Source organism: Porphyromonas sp. COT-108 OH2963, assembly GCF_000768895.1.
Lineage (GTDB): Bacteria > Bacteroidota > Bacteroidia > Bacteroidales > Porphyromonadaceae > Porphyromonas_A > Porphyromonas_A canoris.
Window position 1 is genome coordinate 425570 of the sequence record NZ_JRAP01000008.1, and the last position, 22667, is coordinate 448236.

Here is a 22667-nt window from a genome sequence, read left to right on the forward strand (position 1 = left end):
ATGTAACACCAATCCTCTATCCCCTGCTCTGCACAAACTGCTGCTTTCGGCAGTTATCTGCTGTATGGTAGGTGTATTATCAATCCCCGCTAAGGCTTCTGCCCGCAACTCGGTAGCCGTGCAGGACAGCATTCAGGCACCTGTGGTATCTTATATGTACCCGGTGACCAAAACCATAGCAGACATTAAGCTGGAAGGGGTTAAGACTTACGATAAGGATGTAGTACTTGGAATATCGGGGCTGTTCGTGGGTCTCTCGTTGGAAGTGCCGGGCGAAATCCTCAGCAAAGCCATAGAAAACTACATGAAGAACGGACTCTTCTCCGACTGTAAGATCTATGCGGATAAGATAGAGGGCGATTCGGTTTGGCTTACGATAGAGTTGGTCGAGCGTCCCAGACTCTCCAAGCTCGTCATCAATGGCGTAAAAAAGGGAGAGAGAGACGAGCTGGTGAAAGGTCCTTTGGCCTCTTTTTATGACGGTTCACAGCTTACGCCGAATACCATCGACGTGGCAAAAGAGGTGGTTCGTAAGCATTTCGATGCAAAAGGATACAGCAACGTTGCCGTTACAGCCGAGGAGATAAAAGATACCACAAGGGATAACTATGTGGAGTTGCACATCAATGTCGATAAGAGTAATAAGACTAAAGTAAACCGGATATACTTTGAGGGAAACAAAGAACTCTCCGATGCCGCTCTTTTCAAAGCGATGAAGAAAACCAATGAGGGCTTCTCTCTCCGTCGCAATCCATGGACAAGTATTCTCGAAATATTCTCACAGAAGAAGTTTGTCAAGAAAGACTATACGGAAGACTTGGATCTGCTCCTTGCCGCATACCATGAAAAAGGGTATCGTGATGCCGAAATCCTCAAAGACTCGGTAGCTAAAGCAAGCGATAAGAAAGTGGATATTCACATCAAGGTAGCGGAAGGAAGGAAGTACTATATAAAGGATATCAACTTCGTTGGTAACACCAAGTACAACTCCGAAGACCTTCTACGCCTTTTGGGAATGAGTCCGGGCGATGTGTACAACCAGAAAAAGCTCGAAAGCAGACTCCGTACCGATGAAGATGCAGTGGCTAACGTCTATGCGAACAACGGGTATCTCTTCTCTTATATCTACCCTGTGGAGACAGAGATAAAGGGAGACTCCGTTACGCTTGATATACGTATCGTGGAAAACAGACCCGCAACGGTCAATCGCATAATAATAGATGGCAACGACAGACTATATGAAGATGTCATCCGTCGAGAGCTGTACACCAAACCGGGACAACTCTACAACAGAGACTACATATTCCGTTCAATGCGTCTGATTGCCGCTACCGGACACTTCGATCCGGAGAAGATAATACCTGAGCCGATACCTAACGAAGAAAACGGTACGGTGGATATTCGATGGAATCTGACACCTAAATCGAACGACCAGGTAGAGCTATCCGCAGGATATGGACAGACCGGTCTTATAGGACGTGTATCTTTGAAGTTCACCAACTTCTCTATAAAAAATCTCCTCAATCCGAAATCTTACAAAGGTTTTCTGCCTACCGGAGACGGACAGACACTTACACTGAGCGGACAGACCAACGGTCGTTACTATCAAAGTTACAGCATACAGTTTACGGATCCCTGGTTCGGCGGAAAGCGTCCTAACTATTTCAGTGCCTCTCTTTGGTATTCACGCCAAACGGGTATCAACGAACAGTATTACAGCAATCAGGTCAGAGGACTTCAGTCTGCTTACTACAATCAGCTTTACAACCCCTACTATGGCGGAGGTTATGGTGGATACGGCGGATACGGAGGCTATGGCGGTTATGGCGGATACGGTGGTTACGGCTACGATATGGGCTCTCTCTATGAAAGCGCATACGACCCGGACAAACTGCTCGATATGATCGGCGGTAGCATCATGTATGGTAAAAGATTGACCTGGCCCGATGATAACTTCCAAATTCAAGGAGGATTAAACTATACGCTATACCGACTTCGCAACTGGTCTTCACCTTACTACGACTTCGGTATGACCGATGGTGTTGCAAACGATGTACACCTTTCAGCAACCATCTCACGTATCTCCATAGACAACCCGACCTATACTCGTAGAGGTTCCAAACACTCATTGGAGCTGTCCGCAACACCTCCTTACTCTCTATGGGACGGTATAGACTATACCAATCCTAAGCTCTCTCGCGGAGAGAAAAACAAGTTCATCGAATATTATAAGGTGAAATACAAAGGAGAGAGCTTCCTGCCTCTGTTGGATGAACGCAGATACAAGAGGACTCCGGTACTTATGGCAAGAGCCGAAGCCGGTTTCATTGGAGCTTACAACCCCTACAAGCGTTCACCTTTTGGTACTTTCTACATGGGTGGAGACGGGATGAGCGGAGCTTATAGTGCATTCCTCAACGAGACCATCGGACTTCGCGGATACAAGAACGGCTCCATCGCAGGCGCCAACGGCAAGAATGCTTACTCTTATGCCCGCATGACCTTGGAGCTGCGCTATCCTATCATCTTCGAACAGCAGACCAGCATTTGGGTTATAGGCTTCTTGGAAGCCGGTAATGCCTGGTCGAACGCATCCTCTTTCAATCCTTTCCAGCTCAAACGTTCAGCCGGAGTGGGAGCGAGGATCATGATCCCGATGATCGGTCTTATGGGATTGGATTGGGGTTATGGCTTTGATGCACCGGACGGATCCACAATGAAGGGAGGAAGCAATATCCACTTCGTTATAGGACAAGAGTTTTAAGTCTAAACCAGATAAAAATTTGAATATTATGAAAACAAGATTATTGGCACTCGTAGTAGCTTTGCTCAGCGTCTGCGCAGTGAACGCACAAGAAAAGTATGCCTTGATAGACTCAGAATACATCCTTTCCAAGATGCCCCAATACAAGGCAGCCACAGAAAACTTGCAGAAGCAGGCAGAAAAGTTTCAGAAAGAAATCTCCGGCATACAGGAGAAAGCGGCAGCCATGTACAAGGAATACCTCAAGGAGAGAGCTAAGCTGTCCGAACAGCAACGCACTTCCAGAGAAGACGCCATCGTAGCTTTGGAGGAGAAGGTACAAGAGCTCCAACAAAAATATTTCGGTCCTAAGGGAGAGATGGCAACCCTCCAGGAAAAAGAGGTGAAGCCCATCCAAGACGGCATCTATGAGGCTGTGAAACATATCTCACTGCGAAGAGGCTACGTTTTGGTGCTCGACAGAGCCACCACACAAGGCGTCATCTTTGCCACTCCGGAGATAGACATCAGCAACGATGTACTAAAAGTGCTCGGAATCTCCGTCTCTCGCTAATCTGAAAAGAGGTTTTGCGTTCTGTGTGTGGAAGTTATCGGCTTGCCATTTACATTTTTCTTCCTATCTTTGTTCGCAATACCCTACCATGAAAGATAAATAGAGATTCACTCAAGAAAACAAATTACATTACAGATAAGAAAGAAGAAATGAAACGTTATTTATTAGCATTTGTGCTACTTATGATGCCTGCTCTACTTGTTGCTCAGGCTCCTCAAAAAATTGCAACAATCAACTCTCAGGAGATCATGATGGCAATGCCTGACACCAAAAAGGCACAAGCTGAAGTAGAGAAGCTACAAAAGGAGTTTGAAGATGCGCTCCTCATCAAGCGTGAAGAGCTAAAGAAGAAGTACGAAGACTATATCTCTAAGGAGAAGACTCTTCCGGAATCTATCAAGCTTCGCCAACAACAAGAGATAGAAGATATCCAAAAGAGAATAGACGACCTTACTCAGGCTGCTATTCAGGATATCCAAAAGAAGCAACAAGAGCTTATGGCTCCGATCCAAGCGAAAGTGTTGGACGCTATAAAGAAAGTGGGCAACGAAAATGGCTTTGCATACATTCTTGAAGCAGGAGTAACACTCTACACCGGCTCTACTGCCATCGACGCCACTCCACTTGTAAAAGCGAAGTTGGGCATCAAGTAAAAAGACATTCATTAGGGAAGCCCGTTTCCCGATAGAGAAAAGCTCGGTAAAGATCACTTTACCGAGCTTTTTTTGTGCGCGCTTTTATATAAAAACAGAGCTCCTCATGCGGACGAGAAGAAGAGCTTCTTTCCCGGCTCAATCCGGAAAGAAAGAGACAATACACCTATAACCTCCTATCAATCAATCCGATAAAAACCAGCCTGAATTTGAGAAAAAATTTTTCTTCGTCCGTTTGACGAGGCTTTTTCGCGTTAATAGGAGTGAATTTTAACACTCATGTTTGCAAATAAATCTTAATGTGATTTCGTGGGCAAAAACAGCAAAAAAGGAGAGAAAACAGCTAAAACACTAATAACCAACCAAGTAACTTAAAATTCTAAACACGTTAATTGAATCCGGTAAACGTATTAAATGAAATCAGTAAACGTGTTCATTGAAAAATTAAACACGTTAAGCCGAAACAATATGNAAACACGTTAATTGAATCCGGTAAACGTATTAAATGAAATCAGTAAACGTGTTCATTGAAAAATTAAACACGTTAAGCCGAAACAATATGCTCGTTTACCGTTTTTGCTTAACAGGCATCGGAATTTATGTTAATAAAACGGGGTGGATTTAACAACTCGATCATGCTCTGAAAACGACCCCTCCGATCAAAATAGAGAGCGAGAAAAAAGTGAGCATTTTGCGGTATGGAATATATAAAAATCGTCCTCCGAAAATATACCCGAAATGGGATTTCGGAATGCAAAAAAAGGTAATGGGAAAATAGAGAAAGAGAGCAGGTCGGCAACTCTTCCCCTTCACGCTCTTAGAGACCCCATTTGTGAAGTATCTGAAAGCGGTCTCTACCTCTGCTTAGACTAATGGGGAAAAGGCATTGAAGGCGTGAAGTAAGCCAACTAACATTGTTGAGAAAGAGGGGTGATAGGAAAGAGGACTCGTCTTGCAGGCAACACTCTTTGATCTTGACAGCAAAGAGCAAAAAGGAAAATCCCGGAAAACCTGTCGGTAGTCCGGGAGATTCGGCACGGAAAGCAACTCACCATTCGGTGAGAACGCATCCCGTAGCGCAAATATAGTACTATTTTGTTTATAATACAAACAGAGAGCCTCTCATGTAAGAGCTATCTGAGAAAGAGATAGCTGTTTCGTCTCTGCGGAAAAGTCTCTGATACTGCCTCAATCGTATGTCTTAGAGGGAGACTCCCAGTAGATTTCTACGCCATTGCCATCGGCATGGATCAGCTTCCGAGACAGCGCAAAGAAGTAGTCGGAAAGCCTATTAACATACTTCAACACCGCATCCTCCACTTCGCTTCCCTCCTCTACTACCGTAAGGATTCTACGTTCAGCCCTTCTGGAAACCGTGCGACAGACGTGAGCTTGCGAGGTTGCGAGTCCGCCCGATGGCAGGATAAAGCGTTCAAGTGGCGGGCAGTGCGAGTCGAGCCTATCTATCTCTTTCTCTATCTGCTTGATCACTTCGGGTGTAACATAGCTGGGCAGCCGGAACGATGTATCGGTAGGATCGGTGGCAAGATAAGCCCCGACGTTAAAGAGCATTATCTGTATCCCTTTCAAGGTATCCAGATCCTGCGCATCCGAAATCTGACTCATAAGGACGCCGATATGGGCATTAAGTTCATCTATCGTGCCATAGCTTTCAAGTCTTGAACAGCATTTGGAGACGCGTTGTCCTCCTACGAGAGATGTTTTTCCCTTGTCTCCGGTCTTTGTATATAGTTTGCTTTTCTTCATGTTACCTTTTATGATGATGTTATTTAATACTTGGCTAAGATACGAATATCGTCCAACTTATGGAAAATGCTCTTTCCTCCTGCAGTGAAAAGGCTCAGCATCGGCATGGAAAGATGATATTTTTCTTAATTTTGCAGTAAATAATCATCTTAAACACCAACTTTATGAAAATACTATCCCTATTCGGAGCTGTAACGTTCTCTTTTATCCTTAGTTTGGTCTCCTTTCACGCGCAAGCCCAATCGGATGTAAAAGTGTATCGCGTCGCGGATGAAGAAAGCTTCATCAAAGCTCTTCACAGCAACAGCCGTATCTACATTGCAAAGAATACGGACATAATGCTCAGCGATATTTTGGAAAAAGAAGGAGATGGACGCATTTTTGCGATGTCTCCTCTTCGTGCAGGAGAGTATCTTACCCTTGATTCTTCCCCCGGAATATTTCGTTCTGAAGTTTTTGACGGTATAGAACTCATCTTGAACGGGCTTGAAAACATCACGATAGAGGGAGAGGGGGAGAGCCGTTCCCGCATTTTGGTATCGCCCAGATATGCCAACGTGCTGAACTTTAAGGACTGCGCCAATATCAAGCTGGTAAATCTTGAAATAGGACATACCGAAGAAGGATATTGCGAAGGAGGTGTTCTCAACCTTATCAGCTGCGACAACATAGAGGTGAAAAACTGTGAGCTTTTCGGCTGTGGGACAATAGGTGTATTGGCAGAGAACAGCAGAAACTTCAGATGTATCTCTTCCGTCATCTGTCATTGTACATACGGCATTATCTCTCTACTGCCCGGAAACAAGAATTTTCTCTTTCAAGATTGCCATATGCACCATAATGAAGAGTTCGATTTAATAGAGCTGCGTGAGGGAAATAAAGGTATCGTATTCGACCGCTGTCGCATAGAGCAGAACAGAGGTACATTATTCGGTCTGCGCTCTATCCTGACACTGAAGGACTGCTATATAAATCATGAAGGGGAGGTAGGCAACATAGATCTTATTAAACGGATTCGCGGACGCTTTGTCTTCCGTCCGGGACAGGACATGGAAGAGGAATAGAAGTCGTTTGTATCTCCAATCCCAATCTTTTACATCGCATAACCATCGGAGGACATCCGATTTTAGCATTGTTTAGCTCACAGAAAAAGACTATATTTGTGAGCTAAACGTATATATAGCAGTATAATTTCACAGATATGACATCAGAGAAAAAAGATATCGTGGTAAGTGGCATTCGTCCCACAGGTAATCTACACTTGGGAAACTACTTCGGTGCCATCAAAAGCTTTCTTACTATGCAGGAAGAGTGCAAGTGCTACTTCTTCATAGCAGACTGGCACTCTCTTACCACACATCCACATCCGGACAACATCCTTAAGAATACTCGCACCATATTGGCAGAGTATCTGGCTTGCGGAATAGATCCATCCAAGGCAGTAATATATGCTCAGAGCGATGTGAAAGAAGTGTTGGAACTCTATCTTTATCTCAATATGAACGCCTATCTGGGAGAGTTGGAACGTACCACATCCTTTAAGGAGAAAGCCCGCAAACAGCCTAACAACGTCAATGCAGGGCTACTCACCTATCCTACACTTATGGCTGCGGATATTCTTATGCACCGTGCCGTCAAAGTACCGGTAGGAAAAGATCAGGAGCAGAATATGGAGATGGCAAGGAAGTTTGCTCGTCGTTTCAATACGATCTATGGCGTGGACTTCTTCCCGGAACCTGCATCTTTTTCTCTCAGTAGCAAGGCAGTGAAAATTCCCGGACTGGATGGCAGCGGAAAGATGGGCAAAAGCGAAGGTAACGCAATATACCTGATGGATGACGAAAAGGCCATAAGGCAAAAAGTGATGAAGGCTGTTACAGACTCCGGACCCACCGAGCCAAACAGCGAAAAGCCCGAAGCCATTCAGAATCTGTTTACGCTCTTGGAGATTGTCTCTTCTGCCGATACTTACAACTACTTCAATGATAAGTACAACGACTGCTCCGTCCGCTATGGAGACCTGAAGAAGCAGTTGGCGGAAGACATCGTCCTTTTCACTGCTCCTATCAGAGAAAAAATCTTAGAGATAGCTGCGGATACGGATTACCTTGAGCGTGTAGCTCGTGAAGGGGCAGAGCAAGCAAGAGAAAGTGCTCGCCTCACAGTGGATAAGGTAAGAGAGATCATCGGATTTCCTGCTTTGCGATAAGTAGGAAGCTATTCCATTTACAAAGAACTAAACACAAAAACAGAGATAAAGATGAACAATTACTTGACAGGAAAGATCACCCACGTATTGGAACCGATATCGGGAGAGAGCAAACGTAATCCCGGCACAACATGGAAGAAGCAAGACTACGTAATGGAGACGAACGATATCTATCCAAGAACGGTAGCCTTTAACATCTTCGGCGAAGATCGTATCAATATGGCGAACATAAAGCTTGGGGAGATCATCACCATAGAGTTTGAAGTGAATAGTCGCGAGTTTAACGGACGCTGGTACACCGATGTACAATGCAGAAACGTTATTCGCGGCGAACAGGCTCAAGCCATCAGCCAGATGGGTGTACAACCCCAGCCGGCACCGGCTCCTCAAACTCAGACACAGGTTAATTTCGGTCCCGCCACACCTCAACAGGGAATAGTGAACGATCCTACGGACGATCTTCCATTCTGATCTTTCCGTCCGGAATATCCGATAACATAAAAGGAATAGACATCAAACATTAGAACCACACTATAATCATTATTTGACTTTATGAATCAACACGATCCAATCTTCGATCTCATTCAAGAGGAAGACAGAAGACAGAGACACGGCTTGGAGCTTATCGCTTCCGAAAACTTCGTGTCCGAGAATGTAATGAAAGCTATGGGAAGCTGCTTCACAAACAAATATGCAGAAGGCTATCCCGGCAAGAGATATTACGGTGGATGCCAAGTAGTGGACAAAGCAGAACAGATGGCAATAGACCGTCTTAAGCAACTTTATGGCGCGGAATGGGCTAACGTTCAGCCTCACTCGGGAGCACAAGCCAATATGGCAGTATTCCTCGCAGTGCTCAAACCGGGCGACACTTTCCTTGGACTCAATCTCGCTCATGGGGGACACCTTTCTCACGGAGCGGCTGTAAACAGCTCAGGTCTTCTTTACAACCCTGTAGCTTACAGCTTGCGTCAGAGCGATGAAACCGTAGATTACGAAGAGATGGAACGTTTGGCTAAAGAACACAAACCAAAGTTGATTGTTGCCGGAGGTTCTGCTTATTCTCGCGAATGGGATTATGCTCGTATGCGTGCCATCGCCGACAGTGTAGGTGCTCTTCTTATGGTAGATATGGCTCACCCTGCAGGGCTTATCGCAGCCGGTCTTTTGGATAACCCGGTAAAGTATGCACACATTGTTACTTCCACAACCCATAAGACTTTGCGCGGTCCTCGCGGTGGTATCATCCTTCTTGGTAAAGACTTTGAAAATCCATGGGGACTTACCACTCCTAAAGGTGAGATCAAGCGTATGTCTCAACTTCTCGACTCTGCGGTTTTTCCTGGAGTACAAGGCGGTCCGTTGGAGCATGTTATTGCTGCTAAGGCTGTTGCTTTCGGTGAAGCATTGCAACCGGAGTTCCGCACATATCAGGAACAAGTGAAGAAGAACGCCTCTGTCCTTGCCGATACATTGGTAGAGATGGGATACAAGATCGTATCCGGCGGAACATCCAACCACAGTATGTTGGTAGATCTTCGTCCTAAGTTCCCTGAACTGACCGGTAAAGTAGCCGAAAATGCTCTTGTTCTGGCAGACATCACAGTGAATAAAAATATGGTACCATTCGATACACGTTCTGCATTCCAAACTTCCGGAATCCGTCTCGGAACACCTGCACTTACCACGCGAGGTGTGAAGGAAGAAGAGATCAAACGCATTGCCGGACTTATCGACCGTGTACTTACATCTCCGACAGACGAGCAAGTGATCGCCGCTGTTCGTGGAGAGGTCAACGAAATGATGGAATCTTACCCGATCTTCGCTTGGTAAGAGAGATAAGATACATTTAAGAACAGTTACATAAGAGTTTAGAAAAAACCATTTATCAGGCTAAGAGTCTTAGTTTGATCCGTTTTTTCTAAACTCTTCTTTATTGTCCGAAAACTTTCTACACACTTTTAGATATGAGAAAATACTTTCATGCTTTAGCTGCCGCGCTGTTGGCAACGCTTTTTATTACTGCATGCACTCCGAAAGAGTATGTGGTAAAGCCTTATAACGAAGGCATCAACATCATTCCTCAACCGGTAGAGCTTACCGAGACAACCTCAGGAGCATTCACGCTAAACCGCAATACTGTCTTTGTGGCAGAGGGAGACACACTTGCCGGGATAGCCAAGCTTTTTGCCGATAAGCTTATGGCATCCACCGGCTACAAGTTTGGGTTGGTTTCTGCTCCGGTTAGCAGCAACTACATTCGTATCTCTGTGGATCCTTCTATTTCGGAGAACCACGAAGCGTACACTTTCAACTCATCCGAAGCAGGTATCGACATCGTGGGTGCCACTCCTCAAGGTGCATTCTATGGACTTCAAACTCTTTTGCAACTCCTTCCGGCAGAAGTAGAAAGCAGCAAAAGAGTGGAAGATGTGGCTTGGACCATCCCTGCCGTATCCATCAAGGACTATCCGAGATACCACTATCGCGGACTTCTTTTGGATGCTTGTCGCCACTTCATCACTGTGGAAGACATGAAGAAGCACATAGATATTCTCTCCATGCTAAAGGTCAATAAGCTACACTGGCACTTGACAGAAGATCAGGCATGGCGTATCGAAATCAAGAAATATCCTCGTCTTGTGGAGGTAGGTTCTGTGAGAACAGAAGGAGAAGGATTTGAATATGGTCCTTTCTACTACACTCAAGAAGAGATCAAAGATATTGTTGCTTATGCTGCCGAACGCTATGTAGAGATCATTCCGGAGATAGAACTTCCCGGACACGCCATGGCTGCACTTGTTGCGTATCCGGAGTTGGCTTGCTTCCCACGCGACTTTAAGGTGCGCAATATCTGGGGGGTGGAAGAAGACGTATTCTGTGCAGGAAAAGAAGAAGTCTTCAAGTTCTTGGAAGATGTCATCTCCGAAGTGATAACGCTATTCCCCTCAAAATATTTCCACATCGGAGGCGACGAATGCCCCAAGACAAGATGGAAAGAGTGTCCGCTGTGCCAAGCGAGAATCAAAGCGGAGAATCTGAAAGACGAGCATGAGCTTCAAAGCTACTTCATCACCAGAATAGGACGCTTTCTTGCCGAGAACAACAAAGCCCTCATAGGTTGGGATGAGATTCTCGAAGGCGGATTGGCACCATCTGCCATCGTTATGTCATGGAGAGGAGAAGAGGGAGGTATTGCGGCGACAGAGCTTAATCATGAAGTGATCATGTCCCCATGGACTACCGGTCTTTATATTGATGCTTACCAGGGCGATCATAATGTAGAGCCGGTCGCCATCGGAGGTTACTCTACACTTGAAAGGGTCTATTCTTACAACCCCGCATCGGATAAGATTCCGGCGGAAAAGCAGCATCTCATACTCGGACCACAAGCCAATCTTTGGGGAGAGTATCTATATGACGAAAGCATCCGTCAATACTACGCCTATCCACGTATGTTTGCTCTTGCCGAGATAGGATGGACACCTGTAGACAGAAAAGATTTCCAAGACTTCTCTCGCCGTGTGAACAACACTTATGTGCGTCTCGACATGCACGATGTCAACTACCATATTCCGCTTCCGGAGCAGGAAAACGGTTCTCTCGACCGCATCCAGTTCATCGACAGCCTTACCATTCCGTTCAAGACAACCCGCCCTGTGAAGATGGTGTACACCACCGACGGATCGGAGCCTAATGAAAAGAGTACGGAATATACGGCTCCTCTCACATTCAACGAGACTACAACGCTCAAGATCGCCAGCGTACTGCCTTCGGGAGTATTAAGCAAAGTCCGCACACTGACCCTTACCAAGTTGGACAACTATACCGCTCCTGTGGAAGCGATAGACAGTGTGGCTCTTGCTTCAAGCGGGGTTTATGCTCAGGGGCTCAAGTTTATCACCCACAAAGAGGATGTCAGAAAAGTAGAAGATTTGGCTTCCCATCAGTCTGCCAACATGGAGAGCGGCATCCTCACCGCATTGAAAGATGCCAACAAGAGCTATCTTGTTCCCGGTACGTTCGACTTCAACATCTTCGGAACCATCATAGAAGGATACTTCCTCATACCGGAGCCGGGCGTTTACGTCTTCCAGTCAGACGTGAACAGAGTATGGATCAATGGCGAACTCGTCATAGACAACAGCAAAGAAGTACCTCGCTACTCTCGTCAGGATGTTGCTCTTGCACTCGGAGCAGGGCTGCACTCGATCAAATACGAAATACAAGCCAAAGTGCAAGGCGGCTGGCCGACACTCTGGAACGACAACCGCGTGGCTTACAAGCCATATAACACTCCGAAATCCACTCCAATAGAAGATTACAGAGTGTTCCACAAGAAGTAAATAGTCGATAAGGAGCTGCCTTTGCCTTGTTGAGGCGGAGAATTGTTCCGAAATCGCAGATTTTTCAACACACATAATCGCCTGCCGAGAGCTTTCTTCTTGGCAGGCGATTGTTATTTTCTCTCCTAAAGTCAAGAGCCTATACAGGGACATGCAAAAAGCTCCAAAGGTTTCAGAGAAAAGTTCCTAATCTTTTTGAAGAAAGCTCTAAAGGTTTATGGAAAAGGATTTGCTACTTCCCAGAAAATGATAATTACCAATCCCAAAAACAGTAATTACTAATCCGAGAAACGGTAATTACTAATCCGAGAAACAGTAATTACCAATCCGAGAAACGGTAATTACTAATCCATGAAATGGTAATTACTAATCCATGAAACAGTAATTACTAATCCGAGAAATGGTAATTACTAATCCATGAAATGGTAATTACTAATCCATGAAATGGTAATTACTAATCCGTGAAATGGTAATTACTAATCCGAGAAACGATAATTACTATTCTGAGAAACGATAATTATCAATCCGTCCGTTCCAAAAAATCAAGAAAAGAAACGGAAAGCGATACGGATACAGGAGTAGGGATGTGAGAAGAGAGATGATCAGACCGAGAGCGGCGTAAAGACCTCCACTACCACGGCTTTATCGCATCGGTCGGAGGCGAGGGCTGATATGGCGAGAGCGAGCCGGTCCTCGGTTTTGACGGCGATGTAGGTCAGCCCCAAACCTTCTACCCATCCTTGAGCCGAGCATTGGTGCTGTCCGGTAACGAACGGACGTAGCGATGAGCAGTCTCGAAGTCCCGGAATGGTCTCGAAGATTCTGCCTTCTCCATTGTTCAAGATGATGATCCGAAGATTGGATGGTACGTGAGAGTTCCACAACGCATTGGCGTCATAGAAGAAGCTGAGATCGCCCAGCAGGACGAAATGAAGCGTATCCGATGCCATCGCGGCACCTACTGCGGCGGAGAGAGAACCGTCGATACCGCTCACCCCACGGTTGCAGTGCACCCGGACATCTGCGGGAAGAGGATAGTGCTGAGCAAGGCGGACACTCAAACTATTGCCCAGATGGAGAACGCTTCGGGGCGGTATCTGCTTCAAGACCTCTGCCACTACTCTGCTCTCCGGCTCTTTCGGAGCACTCGCAACGGGGTCAATGGCGTTCTTCTTCCACAACTGTCTGTAAGCAAGATCGCTCTCTCGTGCCGTTTCGTTTGCTATAATCGCGGTGAAATCTTTGGGACAAAGCGGGATCAGATGCGTAAGAGACATGAAAACATCGGCAACCTCACCACTTGGAGAGACGTGCCAGTGCATCTTCGGAGGATACCTCCGCATATCCTGCTTCAGCTTCTTCGACAAAATACTGCCTCCTATCGTAACGACAATATCAGGTTGCAGCTCTTCGCAATAGCTGTAGTGGCGACTCTCAAGAGCTTCTTGCGGTCGGTTCGAGAGATGGTCTGCCAAGACAACAGCAGAGGTCGGGAATATAAGAGAGAAAGCTTCACGCTGAGAGTCCATCTGCCCCACAATGATCAGCTTTCGGGACGCCTTGCTCCAAAGCGCCCTTATGTCGTCCGCATCGGAAAGCCACTCTATCTTTCTTTCTACCGGCAATGCCGGAGTATTGAAAGCAAAAAGAGGTTCGCTCAAAGGGATATTGATATGCACCGGACCTTGTACGTCCTTTCTCTGCAAAGCAAGCAGTGCCTCGTTTACAAGCCTGTTGCAGTACCAATGATCCGCAGAAGTGTGCACTTCCGGCAGAGTAACACTCTTGCGAGAAAGCGTCCCGAACAGATAAGGTTGCGGCAGGGTCTGCCCATCCATCTGCCCTATCCATTCTTGTGGACGGTCTGCAGAAAGGACAAGAAGAGGCATGTTGCGATAAAATGCTTCCGATACGGCGGAATGCAGATTGAGCAACGCCGATCCGCTCGTGCAGCAAACAGCAACCGGCTGCTCCGTTTCCAAAATCAACCCCAATGCCACAAAGCCGGCACTGCGCTCATCTGTAATGGAGTAACATTCAAAGAAAGAGTCCCCGGAAATGCTCTCTATTATCGGAGCATTACGGCTTCCGGGACAGAGAACCACCCGTTTCAATCCGTGAGCTTTAAGTAGAGAGCAAAGAATCTGAACGTTGAGTTGATCTGAATACATAAGTTCGGTATTATATAAGTGCCCCTATCGTGTGCATCTTGAAACAGCTCTCCTCCCACTCGGATGCAAGCTCGGACTCCGGCATGATCCCTCCTCCGGCATAGAGCGTATAGCTGTCTCCCACACAGCGTACACAACGAAGATTAACGTAGATGCGGCTCTCCTCCCCTTCCGGAGCAATAAAGCCCAAGAAGCCGGAGTAGAATCTTCGTGAGTGATGCTCGGTCTGCTCTATGAAAGAGCGTGCTTCCGATCGAGGGAAACCACAAACAGCCGGTGTGGGATGGAGCTCGGACAAGAGAGTCTTGACCGATATGTTACGGGGAGATGTGAATATTATCTCTGTCTTCAGATGTTCTATCTGCCCTGCTTTATGTCCTTCCGTCTCTTGCTGCAAGACATTGCAGCCCAAACGGCTAAGTGTATCGGAGATAAAGTCGGTAACCATCATCTGTTCGTTTCTGTTCTTTCGGCTCCAGCTTTCGCTGCTCTCTATCGGTCTTGTTCCTGCGAGAGAGACAGTCTTCCATTCCTTTTGAGACCCGGCAAGCAGGAGTTCGGGCGTGGCAGTGAGCCAATATCCCTCCTGCGGAAGGTAGACAAGAGAGACAAAAGCATCGGGATAGCTCTCCAACATTCTCATGAAAAGAGAAAGCGAAGAATAACCTTGCTCAAACTTTCCGGTATGGCTGCGTGTCAGGACAAGTTTATCAAAAGTGCCCTCCGATACAGCTTGGTGAAACTTTCCAAATATCTCCGAATATCTCTCATATTCGGCTCTATTCCCGTATCTGTTCGGATCAAAATGATGTTTTGAGAAGGTTGATTCGTTAGAAGGACAAAGGATTTCAAACTCTTCCTCCGGAGGTAAAAGAAAAAGAGGATTGCTTTCGGAAGGAGCATAAGACGCAAAGACAAAAGCTCCTCTATCCGATATTTCCACACGTGAAACATCGGCAAAAGAGAGAATGCTCGCCTCTCTGCACCGAACGATATGCAAAACAGCCTCGTTCGGATAGCGGAAAAGAGCCACGGCATCACCATTTCTCTCAACTTCCTGAAGTAGCGACTCTATATATTGTATCTCCAAAGGTTGCATCCTCTTGCCGGCTTCTAATCTGCTTTGGGAAGGTACTTGTCCAGTCCGTCAGTGGCACGTATCTTTTTATTCTTGATGACGTCCGAGGCTTTCTCACCATTCAGAATATCCAAACTCTTATCCTCCTCTTTATGATAGAGGTGAAACACAACACCTCCCACCTTTAGAAATCTTCGGCGGATACCCATATTGGTCAGTCTGTACACCAAATCAATATCTTCATGCCCCCAACCGATATAGCTGTCATCGTATCCGTTTATGGCTATGATATCTTTTCGCCAAAAAGCAAGATTGCATCCTTTTACGGCTGAAATCCTCTTCTGCTTATAATAAGGAGCAAACAGATTTTGAAGGAAAGGAATACGCCAAGCATTTGCGGAGCTTGTATATCTTCTCGGAGGTGCTTTCTTCAATCCTTTTTCTTGAATGATGGTAGAGGCTTCCTGCGATAGCTTGACCCTGCTTCCGGCTACATAAGCTCCTTCACGAGCAACATTCAGATGATCTGACACAAAGTGTCTTTCAGGAATGCAGTCTCCGTCCAGCTCTATAATATAATCGGACTTCATAACTGCTATTGCTTTATTCAATATCATAGCCTTACGGAAGCCGAGATCTTCGTGCCAAACGTGCTTGATCTCCACCTCTTTGGGTGCTTTTTCTCTCATTCTATTTATAGTTTGCAGGGTCTCCTCGCCGGAGCCATCATCTGCAATTATAATCTCATCCGGCAGACGTGTCTGTCGGAAAAGAGCTTCCAAAACCAGCTCCAAGGCTCTATGCCAGTTATAAGTAGAGAGTAGAATGGCGACACTTCGGGGTTGCATACCACACTTAATCTTTTTGAGAGTTAATGTATTTGTCCACACCGTTTTCGGTACGTATCTTTCCGGAAGCGATAACATCCAGAGCTTTCTGTTTGTTCAGTGAGTCTCTGCTTCTGTCTTCTTCCTTATGATACAGATGATATATCACTCCGCCGGCTTTCAGAAAGCGTCTTCGCACACCCATGTTTTTTAGTCGGCTGACCAAGTCTATATCTTCATGTCCCCAACCAACGTAGCTGTCGTCATAGCCATTCACTGCCAGAAGATCCTCTCTCCAAAATGCAAGATTACATCCTCTTACTGCAAAAATTTTATTCTGCTTGTAATAGGGAGCAAGAATATTCTGTGCAAAAGGAATGCGCCAAGCATTCGCGGCATTGGTAAACTTTTTGGGATTGACATTTTGCAACCCTTTCTCTTGGATGACTCGGGATGCTTCGGGATCCATTTTCACTCTACTTCCGGCGACATACGCTTTCTTTCTTGCAACATTAAGGTGATCCGCCACAAAATGTTTCTCAGGAATACAATCGCCATCCAGCTCTATAATGTAGTCGGACTCTGCTACTGCAATTCCTCTATTCAGTATCATAGATCTCCGAAAACCGAGATCCTCATGCCAGACATGCTTTAGATAGACACCCTTTGGGACCTGTTCTTTCATTCGTTTGATAACCTTTTGGGTCTCCTCTCCGGAACCATCATCTGCGATGATAATCTCATCCGGCAAACGGGTTTGCTTGAATAGCCCTTCCAATGCCAGCTCTAATGCTCTGGGCCAGTTATATGTAGAGATCAGTACAGCTACGCTTTTAGGTCTCATGTTGTATATACTCTTGTTTTAAGTTGTTTCTATAATCCATCTCGTAGTAGTATGGTTTCATCAGCTTTTTCTCAATAGAAAATAGCTTTTCCCATATACCGCCACGCCTGAAATCCCGGATCTTTCGAGAGAAAAGAATGGTTAGCACTCGAAAAAGTCCGGACCAAAAGTTTCCTCGTCTCTTCTCTTCACGGAAAATAGCTTTGAAACACTTTCCCGCGAAGAACCTGTCACCGGCTTGGAGAAGGTAGCGAGCCACTTCGCTTTCGTCTTCTCCCATCTCTTTTGCATAGGCAGACGCCAGCCTCCGGCTCATATCTATCGGATAGCAGAGTTTGCCCAGATTCTCCCATCGTTCCTTAGGAGAGAGAGGGCGAAAAGCCATCCTGTTTACATCTACCAGAGCAAAGCATATCTCTCCACTCTCTTCTACCCTGTACAGAATATTACCGGGAGATAAATCTCTATTATAAACACCTTTCTTGTGAAGTGAAGAGACAAACGCCACCAAAGCAGAAAAGAGCTTTTCATCACCTTTTACCTCTCCGGCTGTCAGTGCACGAACAGTATCGTATCCGGATAACATCTCGCAGGCATACAGGCTTCTATAAAGAGCGCCACACTTGTACTCTTCAATATATCCGTAGGGAGTGGGAGCGTATATGCCCAATCTGTTAAGATGCAGAGTATTCAAGAAAGATCTTTTTGCCTTAGAACTACCAAGCAAGACATAAAAAAGTCCCCGAACAAAGCCTGTCTTCTTGAAATATTTGACCAGGACCTTATCGGAGAGAATATTGGAGAAAGAGTATTCCACCAGCTTATTGCGCTCGTCATAAATTGTATATCCATGCCGGAGAGGCTCCATCCCTTCCAACAGCTTCCCCATATCGGGATACTCCGGAAAGAAGACTCTCTTCGATCGGCAAGTATGTCTTTGCTCTTTCATCCTCGTACAAATTTAGAGATTATTATCGACACTTTATCTCGTTATCCGAAGAGAGCCAAGAGGTATTCGGGTACACAGCCCGATCTCATTATTATGTTTAAGGGAGGAGCTACGACACTATATCCATTTATCCTGTATGGCAATTCTGACCAAATCCATTGAGTTGCGTGCTCCAAGCTTCTGTATCAGATTCTTGCGATAGGTCTTTATGGTCTCTACACTAAGATACATCTGCTCCGCAATCTCTTGATTGGTCAGTCCGTTTACGATATGACAGAGGAGTTCCTGTTCACGAGCCGTAAGCCAAACTGTATCACCGGTGCATTTCTTAACTAAAAGATCTATCTGATGACTTAAAAAGATCTCGCCCGAAAGCACTGTCTCTATGCCTTTTATCACTTCCTCCGAGAGCGCATTCTTTAGTATATATCCGGATGCTCCTGCCGACATTGCCCTGTTAACCATTGTATATTCATCATGAGAGGTAAGTATCAAGATCTTCACTCCGGGATAGCTCTCATGGATTTCACTGCAAAACTCTATTCCGTTACCGTCCGGCATGGATATATCAAGGAGTAAGACATCCGGAAGAGCCTGCGTGAGCATTTTTCTACATTCGTTCAGGGAAAAAGAGACACCGCTTACTTCTGCGACTTCAGACTCGTTTATAGCCAAACGCAACCCCTCCACCAACATTTTGTGATCATCTGCAATGTGTACTTTTATCATGGTGTAAGCTCTATTTCTATCGTTACTTCTGTTCCTCTGTTGGCGGATGTGTACAGATTGATCCTGCCGTTATAAGCAGATATTCGGTTCTGCATATTGGTCAATCCTGCTCCATAACGAATGGTATTAGGGTCAAATCCGACGCCGTCATCCTGTACGGAGAGTGAGACCAAGTGGTTATCTACCGTCAGTTGGACATTTATATGAGATGCTTTTGCATGCTTTATGGCATTGTTTACCAGTTCGTAAGCACACCTGTATATCAATACTTCAAGACGACTGTCCAAGCGAGGGTTTTCTCCTAAAAACTGAAAACGGACGGTCGGAACAGATCGACAAAAATCCTCCAATGCTGTCTTTATCCCCTCTCTGGCAAGACATTCCGGCATCATATTGTGTGCAACCCTGCGAAGCTCCTCCACAAACTCATCAAGCATCTGCTTCACTTTGGTGAAGTGTTCAATATCCGACTTCGTCATGGAAGCATCGCTCTTGATGCTGTGGAGGTGCAAGCGAATAACAGAAATTATACTACCCAATCCGTCATGCAGGTCTTGCGACAATCGGGAACGCTCTGCATTCTCTCCGTCAAGGAGAGCCAGAGAAGCGACCAATTGCTTTTCCTGTTTGAGTTGTTTCACTTGTTGCTCTGCAAACCTGCGCTTCTGACGGGAGAGAAGATGCCGATAGAAGAGCACACCTAATATCAATGACAATACAAGCAATCCTGAAATACCGAGTATGACATAAAGCTCCCTCTCTTTCTCTAAAGCCGCAATCTGTTGCTGCTTCTTCTCTGTTTCATAAAGAGTTTCCAAGCGAGAAAGAGCCTCCTGATAGTTTCTTTCGGAACACTCTTCCATCATCTGTTCATACTTCCGAAAGAAGTAAGCTGCCTCATTTTCCCTGCCAAGCATAGCAGAGGCATACGCTATATTAAACGCCGTTATGGGAGCAGTATCGGGAGAGAGCGAGTCTATCTGCCATGCGTTCAGTGCTGCGTCATAACACTCTGTATAACGCTTTTGCTCCCGAAAGATATTCGCGTAAGAGTTCCAAGCCAATGTATAGATATAAGGATCTCCCAAACAGTTTGCGGCATTAAGGCACTCATCGGCACATTTCAGTGCTTTGTCATACTCTTTCTTGAGTAGATATACTTTGATGAGTGCTTCATTCATATCTGCTTCAAATACCGGAGCAGCACACGTATCTCCATACTTTACTTTCTGCATATATTCCAGAGCCTTATCTGCATCGCCCAGAGCAAGATGTACATATCCCAACTCCCGATACGACTGTTTCATTCCGGATATATTGTTATACTGCTCTGCCAGCCTGCCCTCCTTTTCCAGATACCCCAAAGCCTGTTTGTAGTTTCCCAATCTGCGGTAACACTCTCCTATATTGCCGTGAGCTATGATGTAGTCTCTGCTACTCTCATCTCCGTCAAAATGCTTCAAAACATTCAGATAGCCCTCTATTGCAGGGATGAACAGCCCTTGACGGGCATAAAAATTGCCTACTGCCTGATAGCCCTTCTGTATAAGTTTTAAGTTGTCTGAGGCTTTTGCTGCTTCGAGCTGTAAATCGAGATAGATTTTGGCTGTATCGTACAGACAACGATAAGTATAAGTAGACCCTATATAATTGTAGAAACGAAACAGCAGCTCTTTATCCCCACACTTCTTAGCCTGCTTCAGACCTTTTGTTCCATACTTATAGGTGTTGTGCATATCATGTCCGGAAAAAGATTCGGTAATATCAGCATAAAGACTTGCCTCTTCTTTGGCAGACAACCCTCCCTTTTCGATAATATTCAATAGAGAATCCGCATACCGGCTTTGCCCGGACAGAGATACGGGAGAAAAGATAAGCGATACAAAAATCAGGATAAAGACTCTTTTCATACAGGCAGGAACATTCCATTGATTCTACTGCGAAAGTAGCGAAATCTGCTCATGAAACATACTACAAAGGCAAGAGAATTAAAATATTACAGCAAAAAGTCCTACAAATGGGGTATAAAAACAGAAGACAAAGAGATACTTTCGTGAATACTAACAAAGCAACATCCCACTATGAAAACAACTTACCTTCTACCTCTTTGCGGGCTGATATTACTACTAACGGCACTCTCCTCCTGTAAAAGCAAAAACAATCCGGGAGGAGATGTGAAGACCTACTATACTGTAACCTTTGATGCAGATGGCGGTACACCTGTTCCTCCTGCACAGAAAGTGGAAAAAGGAAAAACTGCTACTGTTCCCTCTCCTGCTCCGACCAAGCAAAACTTCCTGTTTATGGCTTGGTCTTTGGACGGCACTAATGCTTACGATTTCCAAACTCCCGTTACCAAAGACATCACTCTAAAGGCTAAATGGCAAGAGGAGAGTATTGCAGAGTATTGGCAAGTGGCTTGGGAGCTGAATGGAGGCGCATGGACAGAAAACGATAATCACCCTACGCAAGTCCCCAAAGGAGGGATACTCGTAGAGCCAAACCCTCCAACAAAAGAAGGTCATACCTTTGAGGGTTGGTACAGAGAGGCTTCACTCATCAATAAAATCACCTTCCCGTACAACGTCAGTGGTGTTACAAGCGACTTCACGCTCTATGCAAAATGGGAAGAAAATGAAGGCGGAGATGAAGATCCATCCGGCTACAAAATGTTTACCTCCATTTCTGCAATGAAGGCTTGGCTTGACAAGCAGACAGCAAATACAATCCAAAATCCATATAAAGTAGGATTGAAAACTATTAACCTTGATAATGGGAACAACTGGGGAGACTTGGGACTCTCCATCACAAAGCAAAATAAATATGTAGATCTGAGCTTGGCTCCCTGCTTAGGAGAGATAATTCCCGATGGTTATCAAGAAAAGAAGGAGAAAGGAGCTACCGGCAGACCTGTTATCATAACGTACGGTGTATTCATTGACTGTAAAACCCTTGTTTCGATAAAGCTTCCCAATACTCTCAAAAACATTGGCAAGTATGCTTTTACCAAGTGTACTTCTCTAAAAAATGTCCTAGTCCCAAATAGTTTAAAAGAGATTCATAGCTATGCTTTTGAGGAGTGTGTCGAACTCGAAGAGGTCTCACTTCCGGAAGGATTAAGAGTCATTGGAGCACGAGCCTTCTCATATTGTAAAAGCATTTCGTCTATCACTATTCCGAGTACTATATCGGTCTGGGAGGATAGTAGTTTTGAACGTTGCCAATCTTTGACTTCGATTATCATAAAAGAGGGAGTTAATAAAGTGGGCAGGTACGCCTTTTGGGACTGTCCTTACCTCCAACACGTCACACTGCCTCAAAGTATAAAACAAATAGACAAAGGAGCCTTCAGAGGTTGCGAGATATTGCAGACGCTACAATTCCCTGATGGGATCACAATTATCGGAGAAGAAGCCTTCCTCGATTGCGAATCTCTTAGTGAAATAAAGCTCCCATCGGAATTGGAAAGAATAGGCAAAATGGCTTTTAGAGGCTGTTATATGATAAAAAACAAAGGAAAAGAAGTAGAGATCCCTTCTAAAGTAAAGTATATCGAAGACTATGCATTTAACAACACAAAGGTGGAAATCCTCATCATGAGACCTACCACACCTCCATCTTTAGGATACTCGGCACTGGACTCTTATCCTGTATCTCTAAAGAGTATCAAGGTTCCTGCATCCAGCGTGGAGACTTATAAGAAAGCAGAAGGGTGGAAAAAGTACGCCAATAAAATAGTTGCAAATACGGACTAATACATAAAAATGTAGATACAGA

Annotated in this window: 17 protein-coding genes; 9 read left to right on the forward strand and 8 right to left on the reverse strand. The window is 45.3% G+C overall.

All coding sequences use genetic code 11. From position 1 onward, the window contains the following. Window positions 1–64: 64 nt before the first annotated feature. From bamA to HQ39_RS05460, 3 genes are all read left to right on the forward strand, one after another. Window positions 65–2764 (forward strand): outer membrane protein assembly factor BamA, encoded by a 2700-nt coding sequence (gene bamA, locus HQ39_RS05450; RefSeq protein ID WP_052079488.1) that lies wholly within the window; start codon window positions 65–67, stop codon window positions 2762–2764. Window positions 2765–2792: 28 nt separating this feature from the next. Then, complete coding sequence (locus tag HQ39_RS05455; RefSeq protein ID WP_036864393.1) at window positions 2793–3317, forward strand: OmpH family outer membrane protein; 525 nt, start codon at window positions 2793–2795, stop codon at window positions 3315–3317. A 149-nt stretch (window positions 3318–3466) separates the two neighbouring features. Beyond that, on the forward strand, window positions 3467–3970 hold the full coding sequence (locus HQ39_RS05460; RefSeq protein ID WP_036790986.1) for an OmpH family outer membrane protein: 504 nt from the start codon (window positions 3467–3469) through the stop codon (window positions 3968–3970). Window positions 3971–5158: 1188 nt separating this feature from the next. Here the strand turns inward: HQ39_RS05460 and HQ39_RS05465 are convergent. Next, window positions 5159–5737, reverse strand: coding sequence for a cob(I)yrinic acid a,c-diamide adenosyltransferase (locus HQ39_RS05465; RefSeq protein ID WP_036790983.1), 579 nt, complete (start codon window positions 5735–5737; stop codon window positions 5159–5161). Between the two features lie 164 nt (window positions 5738–5901). Between HQ39_RS05465 and HQ39_RS09210 the strand changes: the two genes are divergently transcribed. From HQ39_RS09210 to HQ39_RS05490, 5 genes are all read left to right on the forward strand, one after another. Beyond that, window positions 5902–6801: a right-handed parallel beta-helix repeat-containing protein gene (locus HQ39_RS09210; RefSeq protein ID WP_052079460.1), complete on the forward strand. Its 900-nt coding sequence runs from the start codon at window positions 5902–5904 to the stop codon at window positions 6799–6801. A gap of 137 nt (window positions 6802–6938) precedes the next feature. Next, the gene (gene trpS, locus HQ39_RS05475; protein ID WP_036848338.1) at window positions 6939–7946 is read left to right on the forward strand and encodes a tryptophan--tRNA ligase; all 1008 of its coding nucleotides are present in this window, start codon (window positions 6939–6941) and stop codon (window positions 7944–7946) included. Between the two features lie 51 nt (window positions 7947–7997). Continuing rightward, window positions 7998–8417, forward strand: a complete 420-nt coding sequence (locus HQ39_RS05480) for a DUF3127 domain-containing protein (protein WP_036790979.1) — start codon at window positions 7998–8000, stop codon at window positions 8415–8417. Between the two features lie 81 nt (window positions 8418–8498). Beyond that, window positions 8499–9779 carry a serine hydroxymethyltransferase gene (gene glyA / locus HQ39_RS05485; protein WP_036790976.1) on the forward strand — a complete coding sequence of 427 codons (1281 nt, stop codon included), beginning with the start codon at window positions 8499–8501 and terminating at the stop codon, window positions 9777–9779. Window positions 9780–9913: 134 nt separating this feature from the next. Beyond that, window positions 9914–12292 carry a family 20 glycosylhydrolase gene (locus tag HQ39_RS05490; protein WP_036864396.1) on the forward strand — a complete coding sequence of 793 codons (2379 nt, stop codon included), beginning with the start codon at window positions 9914–9916 and terminating at the stop codon, window positions 12290–12292. Window positions 12293–12894: 602 nt separating this feature from the next. On the opposite strand, the gene menD is transcribed toward HQ39_RS05490, so the two are convergent. The 7 genes from menD to HQ39_RS05525 all read right to left on the reverse strand — a co-directional run bounded on the left by menD (window position 12895) and on the right by HQ39_RS05525 (window position 20800). Continuing rightward, complete coding sequence (gene menD / locus HQ39_RS05495) at window positions 12895–14463, reverse strand: 2-succinyl-5-enolpyruvyl-6-hydroxy-3-cyclohexene-1-carboxylic-acid synthase (RefSeq protein ID WP_052079461.1); 1569 nt, start codon at window positions 14461–14463, stop codon at window positions 12895–12897. A 10-nt stretch (window positions 14464–14473) separates the two neighbouring features. Then, window positions 14474–15562 (reverse strand): chorismate-binding protein, encoded by a 1089-nt coding sequence (locus tag HQ39_RS05500; protein WP_036864398.1) that lies wholly within the window; start codon window positions 15560–15562, stop codon window positions 14474–14476. A gap of 14 nt (window positions 15563–15576) precedes the next feature. After that, complete coding sequence (locus HQ39_RS05505; protein WP_036864400.1) at window positions 15577–16389, reverse strand: glycosyltransferase family 2 protein; 813 nt, start codon at window positions 16387–16389, stop codon at window positions 15577–15579. A gap of 7 nt (window positions 16390–16396) precedes the next feature. Then, complete coding sequence (locus HQ39_RS05510; RefSeq protein WP_036864402.1) at window positions 16397–17212, reverse strand: glycosyltransferase family 2 protein; 816 nt, start codon at window positions 17210–17212, stop codon at window positions 16397–16399. Next, complete coding sequence (locus HQ39_RS09215; RefSeq protein WP_052079462.1) at window positions 17202–18161, reverse strand: lipopolysaccharide kinase InaA family protein; 960 nt, start codon at window positions 18159–18161, stop codon at window positions 17202–17204. Before HQ39_RS09215 ends, HQ39_RS05510 begins: the two co-directional genes overlap by 11 nt. Before the next feature lie 117 nt (window positions 18162–18278). Next, a complete protein-coding gene (locus HQ39_RS05520; protein ID WP_036790960.1) occupies window positions 18279–18890 on the reverse strand; it encodes a response regulator transcription factor in 612 nt (203 codons plus the stop codon). Continuing rightward, complete coding sequence (locus HQ39_RS05525; protein ID WP_036864403.1) at window positions 18887–20800, reverse strand: sensor histidine kinase; 1914 nt, start codon at window positions 20798–20800, stop codon at window positions 18887–18889. The genes HQ39_RS05520 and HQ39_RS05525 overlap by 4 nt, the downstream gene beginning before the upstream one ends. 171 nt (window positions 20801–20971) lie before the next feature. Between HQ39_RS05525 and HQ39_RS09220 the strand changes: the two genes are divergently transcribed. Next, window positions 20972–22645 (forward strand): leucine-rich repeat protein, encoded by a 1674-nt coding sequence (locus HQ39_RS09220; RefSeq protein WP_052079463.1) that lies wholly within the window; start codon window positions 20972–20974, stop codon window positions 22643–22645. Window positions 22646–22667 lie beyond the last annotated feature (22 nt).